Here is a 13,320-nt window from a genome sequence, read left to right on the forward strand (position 1 = left end):
GTGCGTCCCCCGAACGCGGGGCGCGCCGACCAATCGAGAGTGACACCATGTACAACCTTCCTGATGATCACGGCCATTTCGGCCCGTATGGCGGCGTGTTCGTCGCCGAGACGCTGATTCACGCGCTGGACGAACTGCGCGCCGCGTATGACAAATTCCGGAACGACCCCGATTTCGTCGCCGAATACGAGCGCGAACTGAAGCACTTCGTCGGCCGTCCGTCGCCGATCTATCACGCGCAGCGCTGGAGCGAGACGCTCGGCGGCGCGCAGATCTACCTGAAGCGCGAGGACCTGAACCACACCGGCGCGCACAAGATCAACAACGTGATCGGCCAGGCGCTGCTCGCGAAGCGCATGGGCAAGAAGCGCGTGATCGCCGAGACGGGCGCCGGCCAGCACGGCGTCGCGACGGCGACCATCTGCGCGCGCTTCGGGATGGAGTGCATCGTCTACATGGGCGCCGAGGACGTGCGCCGCCAGGCCGCGAACGTCTACCGGATGAAGCTGCTCGGCGCGACGGTCGTGCCGGTCGAATCGGGTTCGCGCACGCTGAAGGACGCGCTGAACGAGGCGATGCGCGACTGGGTCACGAACATCGAAAGCACGTTCTACATTATCGGCACGGTCGCGGGCCCGCACCCGTATCCGGCGATGGTGCGCGACTTCCAGCGCGTGATCGGCGACGAGTGCAAGGTGCAGATGCCGGAACTCGCCGGCCGGCAGCCGGACGCGGTGATTGCATGCGTCGGCGGCGGCTCGAACGCGATGGGCATCTTCTATCCGTATATCGACGACACGTCGGTGCAGCTGATCGGCGTCGAAGCGGCCGGCGACGGCCTCGACACCGGCCGTCACGCGGCGTCGCTGATCGCCGGCAGCCCCGGCGTGCTGCACGGCAACCGCACGTACCTGCTGCAGGACGACGACGGCCAGATCATCGAGACGCATTCGGTGTCGGCCGGCCTCGACTATCCGGGTGTCGGCCCCGAGCACGCATGGCTGAAGGACAGCGGCCGCGCGCAATACGTGCCGATCACCGACGAAGAGGCGCTGAAGGCGTTCCACGACTGCTGCCGGATCGAGGGGATCATCCCCGCGCTCGAGTCGAGCCACGCGATCGCGTATGGCGTGAAGCTCGCGCCGACGTTGCCGAAGGACAAGATCCTGCTCGTCAACCTGTCGGGCCGCGGCGACAAGGACATGCACACGGTCGCCGAGCGATCGGGCATCGCGCTCTGACCGACCGATGCGTGACCTGATCGAAGAACCGGGCGGCGGCGCCGCGAGCGAAGCGGAGGTGGGGCAGCCCGCCGTCGCCGTGCCGTGCGCACTGCCGTCCGGGATCGAACTGCACAACCGCGATTTCATGACCGAAGCCGCGCGCCTGCCGGATGCGTCGATCGACCTGATCGTCGCCGATCCGCCGTACGGGCTCGGCAAGGACTACGGCAACGACTCGGACAAGCGTTCGGGCGACGACTTTCTCGCGTGGACGCGCGGGTGGCTCGAGCTCGCGATTCCGAAGCTCAAGCCGAGCGGGTCGATGTACATCTTCTGCACGTGGCAGTACGCGCCGGAAATCTTCAGCTTCCTGAAGACGCAACTCACGATGGTCAACGAGATCATCTGGGACCGGCGCGTGCCGAGCATGGGCGGCACGACGCGCCGTTTCACGTCGGTGCACGACAACATCGGCTTTTTCGCGGTTTCCAAAGCGTATTACTTCGATCTCGATCCGGTCCGCATCCCGTACGACGCCGACACGAAGAAGGCCCGCTCGCGCAAGCTGTTCGAAGGCAGCAAGTGGCTGGAGATGGGCTACAACCCGAAGGACGTCTGGTCGGTCTCGCGCCTGCATCGGCAGCACGCGGAGCGCGTCGATCATCCGACCCAGAAGCCGCTGGAAATCATCGAGCGGATGGTGCTCGCAAGCTGCCCGCCGGGCGGCCGCGTGCTCGATCCGTTCATGGGCAGCGGCACGACCGCGGTGGCCTGCGCACGGCAGGGGCGCGACTTCGTCGGCTACGAGATCAACGAAAGTTATTGCGCGATCGCGCACGAGCGCGTGAACGCGCTCGCCGTGCAGGCGTGCGCGTGAGTCGCGCCGCCGCAATGCCGATCGCAACTAGGAAAATTGCCATGTCCACCCGTATCCAGCAGACCTTCGCCGCACTCGCCGAACAAGGCCGCAAGGGCCTGATCCCGTTCATCACGGCCGGCGACCCCGATCCCGCAAAGACGGTCGAGTTCATGCACGCGCTCGCCGAAGGCGGCGCCGACGTGATCGAGCTCGGCGTGCCGTTCTCGGACCCGATGGCCGACGGCCCGGTGATCCAGCGCTCGTCGGAGCGCGCGCTCGCGCGCGGCGTCACGCTCAAGAGCGTGCTCGCCGACGTGAAGCGCTTCCGCGACACCAACCAGACGACCCCCGTCGTGCTGATGGGCTATGCGAATCCGATCGAGCGGATGGGCGTCGACACGTTCGCGACCGAAGCGCAGGCAGCCGGCGTCGACGGCGTGCTCGTGGTCGACTATCCGCCCGAGGAAGCCGGCGTGTTCGCCGAGAAAATGCGTGCCGCGCAGATCGATCCGATCTTCCTGCTCGCCCCGACGTCGACCGACGAGCGCATCGCCGACGTGGGCAAGATCGCGAGCGGCTACGTGTATTACGTGTCGCTCAAGGGCGTGACCGGCGCTGGAAATCTGGATGTTTCGAGCATTGCGGGTAAAATCCCGGCCATCAAGTCGCGCGTGCCGGTTCCGGTTGGCGTCGGCTTCGGCATCCGCGACGCCGAAACGGCGCGCGCGGTGGCCGAAGTGTCGGACGCCGTCGTGATCGGCAGCCGCCTGGTGCAGCTGCTCGAGAGCGCCGCGCCGGAAGGCGCCGCCGCCGCGCTGAAGACATTCATCGCCGAGCTGCGCGCCGCCCTGGACGGCGCCGGCAAGACGGCGCGATAAACACAACACAGGAGGCGGGAACGGGCCGGTCGGCCCGCCCCGCCACGGAACAGGAAACCATACACGATGAGCTGGCTCGACAAACTGTTGCCGCCGAAGATCAAGCAGACCGACCCGAAAAGCCGCAAGGGCATTCCGGAAGGCCTGTGGGTCAAATGCCCGTCCTGCGAGGCCGTGCTGTACCGCAACGACGTGGACGCGAACCTGCATGTGTGCCCGAAGTGCGATCACCACATGCGTATCGGCGCGCGCGAGCGCCTCGACGGGCTGCTCGATCCGGAAGGCCGCTATGAAATCGGCCAGGAAATCGTGCCGGTCGACTCGCTGAAGTTCAAGGACAGCCGCAAGTACCCCGATCGTCTGAAGGAAGCGATGGACGAGACCGGCGAGACCGACGCGATGGTCGTGATGGGCGGGGCGATCCACACGCTGCCCGTGGTCGCGGCCTGTTTCGAGTTCTCGTTCATGGGCGGCTCGATGGGTTCGGTCGTCGGCGAGCGCTTCGCGCGCGGCGCGCAGAACGCGCTGGAACAGCACGTGCCGTTCATCTGCTTCACGGCGTCGGGCGGCGCACGGATGCAGGAAAGCCTGCTGTCGCTGATGCAGATGGCGAAGACCACCGCGATGCTGACCAAGCTGGCCGAAGCCAAGCTGCCGTTCATCTCGGTGCTGACCGACCCGACGATGGGCGGCGTGTCGGCGAGCTTCGCGTTCCTCGGCGACGTCGTGATCGCGGAGCCGAAGGCGCTGATCGGCTTCGCCGGCCCGCGCGTGATCGAGCAGACGGTTCGCGAGAAGCTGCCGGAAGGCTTCCAGCGCGCGGAATTCCTGCTGACGACGGGCGCGATCGACATGATCGTCGACCGCCGCAAGATGCGCGACGAGATCGCGCAGCTGCTCGCGCTGCTGCAGCGACAGCCGGCCGACGCGCTGGCCTGATCGGCGCGGCGTTGTGACCTGCGCGCGTCGCCCGGCTGAACCGCCGGGCGGCGCGTTTCGTTTTTTGGCGTAGTGGCGGTACCGATTCAGATTTGATCCGATGAGCACTTTTCCCACTCTCGACGCGTGGCTTTCGCATCTCGAACGCGCGCACCCGGTCGGCATCGACATGGGCCTCACCCGCATCGGGCAGGTCAAGGCGGCGCTGCAGCTCGAATTCGCGTGCCCCGTGATCACGGTCGGCGGCACGAACGGCAAGGGCTCGACCTGCGCGTTCCTCGAGGCGATCCTCGTTCACGCGGGCTACAAGGTCGGTTGCCACACGTCGCCGCACCTGCTCGAATTCGCCGAGCGCGCGCGCGTGAACGGCCAGCAGGTCAGCGATGCCGACCTGCTGCCGCACTTCGAAGCCGTCGAAGCGGCGCGCACGTCGCTGCCCGAGCCGGTGTCGCTCACGTACTTCGAATTCACGACGCTCGCGATCCTGCACCTGTTCGCGTCGCGCGGGCTCGACGTCGTGATCCTCGAAGTCGGCCTCGGCGGCCGGCTCGACGCGGTCAACATCATCGATACCGACTGCGCGATCGTCACGAGCATCGACATCGACCATACCGAATACCTCGGCGACACGCGCGAGAAGATCGCGTTCGAGAAGGCCGGTATCTTCCGCGCGGGCAAGCCGGCGATCTGCGGCGATCCCGCCGTGCCGAACACGCTGATCGACCATGCCGCGGCGATCGGCGCGGACCTGTGGCTGGTCGGTCGCGATTTTCGCTATGAAGCGCAGGCGGGCGCGGAGCGCCAGCAATGGAGCTACCTCGGCCGCGACAAGCGCTATCCGGCGCTCGCGTACCCGGCGCTGCGCGGCGCGAATCAGCTGATCAATGCGTCGGCCGCGCTGGCCGCGCTCGAGGCGCTGCGCCCGGTGCTGCCGGTGTCCGCGCAGGACATCCGGCTCGGGCTCGCGAACGTCGAGCTGCCGGGGCGCTTCCAGGTGCTGCCCGGCAAGCCGGCGATCGTGCTGGACGTCGCGCACAACCCGCATGCGGCGGCCGTGCTCGAGCAGAACCTCGGCAACATGGGCTTCTTCCCGTACACGTACGCGGTGTTCGGCGCGATGCACGACAAGGACATCGACGGCGTGCTGCGGCACCTGGCGGGGGAGGTCGACCACTGGTGCGTGACCGACCTGCCGCTGCCGCGCGCGGCGAGCGCGGAGCAGCTCGAAGCCGCGCTGCGCAAGGCCGGCGTGGAAGACGGGCCCGATTCGAGCGTCACGCGGTTCGCGTCGCCGGCGGAAGCATTTCGAGATGCACTAAAAAGAGCATCCGAGAATGATAGAATCGTGGTTTTCGGCAGTTTCCATACGGTGGCCGGTGTGATGGCCTACCGGAAATCGCAGCAACACTGACTGTCGGGCAGTTTCGGACTCAGCCATTCATGGGAATTTTCTCGTTCGGCAAGAAAGACGACGACGCGCCCACCCGGCGCGGCGGTCGTACCGGGGCCTCCCGGAACGTGCGCACGGAGCGCACTGAACGCGTCGAGCGACGCACGCGCCGCACCGAGCGTCCGGAATCGGACGCACTGCTTCTCGATCCGACCCTTCCTGAAAAGCAACGCGCCCGCCGGCGTCTCGTCGGCGCGATCGCGCTCGTCGTCGGCGCGGTGATCGTGCTGCCGATGGTGCTCGATTCGCACCCGAAGCCGGTGACGGACGACATCGCGATCGATATTCCGAACCGGCCTGCGCATCAGGCGGTCGCGCCGCGTGACGACGATGTGGCCGACGTGCAGGCGGGCGTCGCGCACGACGAGCCGCCGGCTTCCGATGTCGCGGTGGCGGCCGCGCCCGCACCGGCGCCGAAGGATACGGCCAAGCCGGCCGCGAAACCCGATGCCACGACCTCGACGACCTCGACGACCACGGCGAGCGTGACGCCGCCGAAGCCCGCTGCGAAGCCGGCCGCCCCCGCGGCGAAGCCGGTCGCGCCGAAGCCGGCGCCGGCACCCGCGACGGTCGCGAACGCCGACGCCGCGACCGACAGCGGCGACGTGTCGTCGCCGGCATCGCCGGCCGGTGCGCGCTTCGCGGTGCAGCTCGGTTCGTTCAAGGACGACACGACGGCCCGTTCGTGGGCCACCAAGTTGAAATCGGCGGGTGTGCCCGCATATGTCGAGCATCGCAAGCAGGCGGACGGCAGCACGGCTACACTGCTGCGTGCCGGCCCGTTTGCGGATCGCGCGGCGGCGTCAGCCGCGATCGCGAAGGTGCGCGAAGCCGGACTGACGCAGTAACGTGCGATGCTGACGGCTTTCGACTACGCTGTATTGGCGGTAATCGCGTTGTCTGCGCTGCGTGGCGCATGGCGCGGTTTCGTCTCGGAGATTTTCGGGTTGATCGGCTGGATCGTGGCGGTCGTGATCGCCGCACGCTATGTCGGGCTGGTGGTGCCGTATATTCCGGCGAACTGGCCGGGCGGCGCGCTCACCCAGTGGGTGCTCGCGTTCGCGCTGATCGTGATCGGCGTCGTGTTCGTCGCGGGTGTCGCGAACGCGCTGTTGTCGCGGATCGCGCAGGCGACGGGCCTCGGTGGAGTCGATCGCTCGCTGGGCATGATGTTCGGGCTCGTCCGCGGCTGCGTGCTGGTGGTGCTGCTGGTCGCGGCGGCCGGGCTGACCGAATTGCCCAAACAGGATTTCTGGCGCAATGCGCTCTTGCGTCCTTTCGCCGAACAGGGCGTGCACGAGCTGAAGCAGCTCCTGCCCGACGGCATGGCCCAGTACGTGCGCGTGTGACGCCGCGGCCGGGCAGGACGGAACCGATTTTGTCATCTTGAAGGACATGCCATGTGCGGCATCGTAGGTGTTATCTCCCAATCCCCCGTCAATCAGCTGATCTATGACAGCCTGCTGCTGCTGCAGCATCGCGGTCAGGACGCAGCGGGCATCGCGACGGCGGACGGCAGCAATTTCCACATGTACAAGGCGAACGGCATGGTGCGCGACGTGTTCCGCACGCGTAACATGCGCAGCCTGCCCGGCACCTTCGGCATCGGCCAGGTCCGCTATCCGACGGCCGGCTCGGCGTCGAGCGAAGCCGAGGCGCAGCCGTTCTACGTGAACGCGCCGTTCGGGATCATCCTCGCGCACAACGGCAACCTGACGAACTGGGAACAGCTGAAGGACGAGATGTTCCGGATCGATCGCCGGCACATCAACACCAATTCCGACAGCGAAGTGCTGCTCAACGTGTTCGCGCACGAGCTGCAACTGTCGACCACCGGCCTCGAGCTCGATCCGGCCGCCGTGTTCAAGGCGGTCGCGGGCGTGCATCGCCGCCTGGAGGGCTCGTACGCGATCGTGTCGCTGATCGCCGGCTACGGCCTGCTCGCGTTCCGCGATCCGTTCGGCATCCGCCCGCTGTGCCTCGGCAAGCTCGAAACCGAACACGGCACCGAATGGATGGTCGCGTCGGAGTCGGTGGCGGTCGAAGGCATCGGTTTCGAATTCGTGCGCGACGTGCAGCCGGGCGAAGCGATCTTCATCGACAAGGCCGGCAATTTCCACAGCCAGCAATGCGCGGAGCAGCCGACGCTGAATCCGTGCATGTTCGAGTACGTGTATCTCGCCCGTCCGGATTCGTGCCTCGACGGCGTGCCCGTCTACAACGTGCGCCTGCGCATGGGCGACTACCTCGCCGAGAAGATCAAGCGCGAGCTGCCGAACGTGCCGATCGACGTCGTGATGCCGATTCCCGATTCGTCGCGTCCGGCTGCGATGCAGGTCGCCGCGAAGCTCGGCGTCGAGTATCGCGAAGGCTTCTTCAAGAACCGCTACGTCGGCCGCACCTTCATCATGCCGGGTCAAGCCGTGCGCAAGAAGTCGGTGCGCCAGAAGCTCAATGCGATGAGCATCGAGTTCAAGGACAAGAACGTGCTGATCGTCGACGACTCGATCGTGCGCGGCACGACCTCGCACGAGATCGTGCAGATGGCGCGCGATGCGGGCGCGAAGTCGGTGATCTTCGCGTCGGCGGCGCCGCCGGTGAAGTTCCCGAACGTGTACGGCATCGACATGCCGACGCGCGGCGAGCTGGTTGCACACGGCCGCACCGACGAAGAAGTCGCGAAGATCATCGGCGCCGACCACCTGATCTACCAGGACGTCGACGACCTGCGCCGCGCGGTGCGCGACATCAACCCGAAGCTCGAACGCTTCGAGGCGTCGTGCTTCGACGGCAACTACATCACCGGCGCCGTGACGCCCGAGTACCTCGATGCGATCGAGCGTGCACGCCTCGCACCGGCGTCGCAGGCTGATCGCGACACGGCCGGCGACACCGCGCGTTCGCAGATGAACCTGCAACTGTCGGTCGAGTGATGCCGGCGCACGCTTCCGACGAAGCGTGCTAGGATGTGGCCTTGCGTCGATTTGATTCAGCTTGCGGACGCGGGGCGACTTCCCAAAACAGCTAAAGCGAAGGCCGGCGAAAGCCGGCCCGAGTCGATCGCTGTCGTACCGCACCGAAGCCCGCTGATGCCGACGCATAGCGGGCTTTTTGTTTTGGCCTGGTTTTTGGCTGGGTTCGCGCCCGATGCATGATCCGCGGCGCGCCCTTCGAATACGGAAAACGGAACATGGACGACTCCCTCAACTTCGACACGCTCGCCGTGCGCGCGGGCACGCTGCGTAGCAGCGACTTCAACGAGCACTCGGAAGCGCTGTTCCTCACGTCGAGCTTCTGCTTCAAGAGCGCGGCCGAGGCCGCCGAGCGCTTCGCGAATTCGGAAGACTATTTCACCTATTCGCGCTTCACGAACCCGACCGTCACCATGTTCCAGGATCGTCTCGCCGCGCTCGAAGGCGGCGAGGCCTGCATCGCGACGGCGTCGGGCATGGCCGCGATCATGTCGGTCGTGATGTCCGCGCTGCAGGCGGGCGACCATCTCGTCAGCTCGCGCAGCCTGTTCGGCTCGACGCTCGGGATGTTCTCGCAGATCTTCAGCAAGTTCGGCATCACGACGACCTTCGTCGACCCGACCGATCTGAACGCATGGCAGGAAGCAGTGCGGCCCGAAACGAAGATGTTCTTCCTCGAAACGCCGTCGAACCCGCTGACCGAACTCGCCGATATCGAGGCGATCGGCAAGATCGCGAAGGCGGCGAACGCGCTGTTCGTCGTCGACAACTGTTTCTGCAGCCCGGTGCTGCAGCAGCCGCTGAAGCTCGGCGCGGACGTCGTGATGCACTCGGCGACGAAGTTCCTCGACGGGCAGGGCCGCGTGCTCGGCGGCGCGCTGGTCGGCTCGAAGGCATTCATCATGGGCAAGGTGTTCCCGTTCGTGCGCAGCGCAGGCCCGACTTTGTCGGCGTTCAACGCGTGGGTGCTGCTGAAGGGGATGGAGACGCTGTCGCTGCGCGTCGAGAAGCAGTCGGCGAACGCGCTGGAAATCGCGCGCTGGCTCGATTCGCATCCGGCCGTCGCGCGCGTGTTCTATCCGGGGCTCGAATCGCATCCGCAGCATGAACTCGCGAAGCGCCAACAGAAGGCGGGCGGCGCGATCGTATCGTTCGAGCTGAAGGGCGACACGCCGGAGCAGCAGCGCGCGAACGCGTGGCGCGTGATCGACAGCACGAAGCTGATCTCGATCACCGGCAACCTCGGCGACACGCGCACGACGATCACGCATCCGGCGACGACGACGCACGCGCGCATCACGCCGGAAGCGCGTGCGGCCGCGGGCATCACCGAAGGGCTGATCCGCCTCGCGGTCGGCCTGGAGGATGCGGGCGACCTGCGCCGCGATCTCACGCGCGGCCTCGAGGGCTGAGCGCGGCGGCAGGTTTTTTCACGGCCGACATGACAACGGGCCGCTCGACAGAGCGGCCCGTTGTCTTTTGGGCGGCGACGCGCGCGTTGCCGGAATCAGCCGGCCTGCGCGGGCTGCCCCGGCACGTCGCGCATCGCTTCCATCATCCAGCGCAGCGTGTCGTCGAGCGGCGTCACGGGCAGTTCGCCCACCGCGCGCCGCAGCTTGTCGCGCGACCCGCTCAGGCTCTTGACTTCGTTGTGCCGCACGAAACGCGGATCGATCGTCACGTCGATCACGTAGCCGGCGATCCGCGCCAGCATCGCCAGCACTTCCTTCAGCGAATACGCGCGCTCCGAGCAGACGTTGAACGTCTCGCCGGCCGGTGCCGCCTCGAGCAGCTTCAGGTAGGCGGCCGTCACGTCGCGCACGTCGGAGAAATCGCGGCTCACGTCGAGATTGCCGAGCGAGATGCGCGGGGCGTTGCGCGCATAGTGCGACACGAGCTTCGGCAGCAGATAGGCATCGTCCTGACCGACGCCGGTGTAGTTGAACGGCCGCGCGATCACGATCGGCAGCCGGTCGGCCCACAGCTTCGCCGTGTATTCCATCGCGAGCTTGCTGACCGCGTAGTCGTTCGCGGGCGCGGGCGGGGTCGCTTCGTCGAGCACGCCGGCCGTCGAATTGCCGTAAATGTTCGCGCTGCTGGCGAGCAGGACCGCCGACGGACGGTGGTCGAGGCCCGCGAGCGCGGCCAGCAGGTTGCGCGTGCCGACGATGTTGACCGCGTAGGTTTGCGACGGCTCGTCCTGCGCGACATGCGCGCGCGCGGCGAGATGCACGACCGCATCGGGCCGCGCATCGGCCGCCGCCGCGCGCATCGCGTCCGCGTCGAGCAGGTCGACCGGCAGCAGCGTGCAGTTCGCGAACGCCGGATCGTCCGGCCGCGCCGCGCCGGGCGCCACGGTTCCCCACACGTCGTAGCCGGCGGCTTCGAGCCGCTGCGCCATGTAACGGCCGGTGAAGCCCGTCAGGCCCGTGACGAACGCACGGCGCGACGGGCCTCCGGCTTCAGTACGTGTCATGGTGACGATTCCGCGTCAGATCGGCTTCGACCATCATCTGGCAGAGCTGCTCGAGCGTCGTCTCCGGCGCCCAGCCCAGCTTGCTTTTTGCCTTGTCGGCGCAGCCGATCAGCAGATCGACTTCGGCGGGGCGGTAGAACTTCGGGTTCACTTCGACAAGCACGTTGCCGTTCGACGTGTCGATGCCGCGTTCCTGCTCGCCCTTGCCGGTCCATTCGAGCTGGTAACCGGCGGCCGCGAACGCCATCCGCACGAAGTCGCGCACGGTCTCGGTGCGGTTGGTCGCCAGAACGTAGGTGTCGGGTTCGTCGACCTGCAGCATCCGCCACATCCCTTCGACATACTCGAGCGCGAAGCCCCAGTCGCGCTTCGCGTCGAGGTTGCCGAGCTCGAGCTTGGTCGCCTTGCCGAGCCGGATCTTCGCGACGGTGTCGGTGATCTTGCGCGTGACGAACTCGCGGCCTCGCAGCGGCGATTCGTGGTTGAACAGGATGCCGCTGCAGCCGAACAGATCGTAGGACTCGCGGTAGTTCACGGTCATCCAGTGCGCGTACAGCTTCGCGACGCCGTACGGGCTGCGCGGGTAGAACGCGGTCGTTTCCGTCTGCGGGATCGCCTGCACCTTGCCGAACATCTCGGACGTCGACGCCTGGTAGAAGCGCGTCTTCGGGCTCACCACGCGGATCGCCTCGAGCAGGTTCAGCGGGCCGATGCCCGTGACTTCGGCGGTCGTCGCCGGCTGGTCGAACGACACGCCGACGAAGCTCTGCGCGGCCAGGTTGTACAGCTCGTCGGGTTGCGTGCGTTCGAGCAATCGCAGGCTCGAGCCGGCATCGGTCAGGTCGTGCTCGACGAGCGACAGGTTCGGGTGCGTGTCGACGCCGAGTTCGGCGATGCGCCAGAAGTTCACCGAGCTGGTGCGGCGGTAGGTGCCCGTGACCTCGTAGCCCTTGTCGAGCAGCAGCTTGGTCAGATAGGCGCCGTCCTGCCCCGTGATCCCCGTGATGATGGCCTTCTTGCGGTTTTGGCTCATGGCAATGTCCTGGTCGAAACGATGGAATGAGAAAGTCAGGCGGTCGTGCGCGCGGCGGCGGGCAGCGTGTTGCGCGCCGGGCCGCGTGTCAGGCGCCGTTCGAAGCCGTACCAGCTGAGCGTGGCGTAGGCGAGCGTGATCGCGAGGGCGAGCGCGGCCGTGACGAAGCGGTTCAGGTGCAGCGGCCAGAGCGCATACAGCACGCTCAGGTGAATCAGGTAGACGGTGTAGCTGACGGTGCCGACGTACACGAGCAGCGGGTTCGTCAGCACGCGTTGCACGAGGCCGCGTCCGCGCAGCGCGATCACGACGATCGACGTGCACAGCAGCAGCGAGATGCTGTAGAGCGCGGCATTCGAGATCGGCGTGTTCGCCGCGCGAAAACGCGGGAACGACAGGTGCAGCCAGCCGAGGATCGCGAGCGACACGAGCGCGCCGACGATCGCGAGCGGATAGAACGGGTCCAGCGCGCGCCGGTCGCGGCGCAGCACGATCGCGAGCAGCGCGCCCGCGGCGAGCAGGTCCATCCGGAACGGCGTCAGGTAGTAGATCGGCCAGAACGAATCGAACCACGGCGTCGCGATCGCGCGCAGCACGGGCGCCGCGACGATCAGCGCGGCGGCGATCCACAGCAGCGCGCGCTCCGAACACCACAGCACGACGAACGGCCAGAAGATGTAGAACTGCTCCTCGACGGCGAGCGACCACAGCACGTTCAGGCTGTCGTGCCCGATGCTGCCGAGCGACAGCCCGATGTTGGTCGAGAAGAACGCGAACCACGGCCAGTGCGGCAGCCAGCTCGCGCCGAACAGCAGCGTCGACACGACGAGCAGCAGCACGTACGGCGGCAGGATCCGGCGCACGCGGCGCGCGTAGAAGTGGCTGAAGTACGACTGCCCGCGCGCCTTGCGATCGAGCAGGATGCCCGTGATCAGCAGGCCGCTCAGCACGAAGAACAGGTCGACGCCCATCCAGAGCGGCGCCTTCAGCGCGTGTTGCAGGAACACGGCGCCGACGGCGATCGCGCGCAGCCCGTCGAGCTGCACGATGCGGCCGTGTTGCGGCGGGGCGAGGTCGGCGGTGCGCGAGATGCCCGTCATCGCGCCGCTCCTTCGCGACGCGCGGCCGGTGCCGTGGCGCGTCGTGCATCCGATGCGTGAACGTAATCCATGCGTTTGAATGAAATATTGAATCGAAATCGATTCTAGGGAAAAGAAATCGGCAAAAAAACGCATGTCATTTATCCGGCCGAAAACCTTCGAATACCGGTCGTTTCAATCGCGGCATGAAAGGTTTGCAGTCCGGGCGCTCCGACGGGCGGGCCGGGGCGGCATTTTCTACGGATCGGCGCGTGAAAGGCGGTCGTTATTTCCGCTTTGCGGCCGCTATATCCCGTTGTTCCGGTGCGATATTTCACGCGGAAACATCCCCAAATATTTCCAAATTTCTTGTGATTATTTTTGCTTGTAACCTGCATCGCGACGTTTGAA

General features: G+C 66.6%; 12 protein-coding genes. 9 read left to right on the top strand and 3 right to left on the bottom strand.

Annotated elements, in window-relative coordinates:
• Positions 1–47 precede the first annotated feature (47 nt).
• The 9 genes from trpB (at position 48) to ACP26O_RS26380 (ending at position 9,733) form a co-directional block, all read left to right on the top strand.
• Positions 48–1,241: a tryptophan synthase subunit beta gene (trpB, locus tag ACP26O_RS26340; protein WP_165752797.1), complete on the top strand. Its 1,194-nt coding sequence runs from the start codon at positions 48–50 to the stop codon at positions 1,239–1,241.
• A 7-nt stretch (positions 1,242–1,248) separates the two neighbouring features.
• Positions 1,249–2,100: a DNA-methyltransferase gene (locus ACP26O_RS26345; RefSeq protein WP_175663110.1), complete on the top strand. Its 852-nt coding sequence runs from the start codon at positions 1,249–1,251 to the stop codon at positions 2,098–2,100.
• Between the two features lie 41 nt (positions 2,101–2,141).
• Entirely contained in the window at positions 2,142–2,960 is an 819-nt protein-coding gene (trpA, locus tag ACP26O_RS26350; RefSeq protein WP_175663304.1) for a tryptophan synthase subunit alpha, read from the top strand.
• Between the two features lie 66 nt (positions 2,961–3,026).
• Positions 3,027–3,899: an acetyl-CoA carboxylase, carboxyltransferase subunit beta gene (accD, locus tag ACP26O_RS26355; RefSeq protein WP_006755101.1), complete on the top strand. Its 873-nt coding sequence runs from the start codon at positions 3,027–3,029 to the stop codon at positions 3,897–3,899.
• 100 nt (positions 3,900–3,999) lie between these two features.
• Positions 4,000–5,310 carry a bifunctional tetrahydrofolate synthase/dihydrofolate synthase gene (gene folC / locus ACP26O_RS26360; protein ID WP_175663109.1) on the top strand — a complete coding sequence of 437 codons (1,311 nt, stop codon included), beginning with the start codon at positions 4,000–4,002 and terminating at the stop codon, positions 5,308–5,310.
• Positions 5,311–5,339: 29 nt separating this feature from the next.
• Positions 5,340–6,197, top strand: a complete 858-nt coding sequence (locus ACP26O_RS26365) for an SPOR domain-containing protein (protein ID WP_175663108.1) — start codon at positions 5,340–5,342, stop codon at positions 6,195–6,197.
• A 6-nt stretch (positions 6,198–6,203) separates the two neighbouring features.
• Entirely contained in the window at positions 6,204–6,698 is a 495-nt protein-coding gene (locus tag ACP26O_RS26370; protein WP_006755189.1) for a CvpA family protein, read from the top strand.
• Positions 6,699–6,749: 51 nt separating this feature from the next.
• Entirely contained in the window at positions 6,750–8,282 is a 1,533-nt protein-coding gene (purF, locus tag ACP26O_RS26375) for an amidophosphoribosyltransferase (protein WP_011658389.1), read from the top strand.
• Between the two features lie 257 nt (positions 8,283–8,539).
• Positions 8,540–9,733, top strand: a complete 1,194-nt coding sequence (locus tag ACP26O_RS26380; protein WP_041490157.1) for an O-succinylhomoserine sulfhydrylase — start codon at positions 8,540–8,542, stop codon at positions 9,731–9,733.
• Positions 9,734–9,828: 95 nt separating this feature from the next.
• On the opposite strand, the gene ACP26O_RS26385 is transcribed toward ACP26O_RS26380, so the two are convergent.
• Genes ACP26O_RS26385 through ACP26O_RS26395 form a run of 3 tightly spaced genes read right to left on the bottom strand, consistent with a single transcriptional unit; the run spans position 9,829 to position 12,930 of the window.
• The gene (locus ACP26O_RS26385) at positions 9,829–10,797 is read right to left on the bottom strand and encodes an NAD-dependent epimerase/dehydratase family protein (RefSeq protein ID WP_175663107.1); all 969 of its coding nucleotides are present in this window, start codon (positions 10,795–10,797) and stop codon (positions 9,829–9,831) included.
• Complete coding sequence (gmd, locus tag ACP26O_RS26390) at positions 10,784–11,830, bottom strand: GDP-mannose 4,6-dehydratase (RefSeq protein ID WP_175663106.1); 1,047 nt, start codon at positions 11,828–11,830, stop codon at positions 10,784–10,786. The genes ACP26O_RS26385 and gmd overlap by 14 nt, the downstream gene beginning before the upstream one ends.
• A gap of 35 nt (positions 11,831–11,865) precedes the next feature.
• Positions 11,866–12,930, bottom strand: coding sequence for an acyltransferase family protein (locus ACP26O_RS26395; RefSeq protein WP_165752801.1), 1,065 nt, complete (start codon positions 12,928–12,930; stop codon positions 11,866–11,868).
• Positions 12,931–13,320: the final 390 nt, after the last annotated feature.

It is taken from the genome of Burkholderia sp. R-40 (assembly GCF_049942845.1).
Taxonomy (GTDB): domain Bacteria; phylum Pseudomonadota; class Gammaproteobacteria; order Burkholderiales; family Burkholderiaceae; genus Burkholderia; species Burkholderia ambifaria.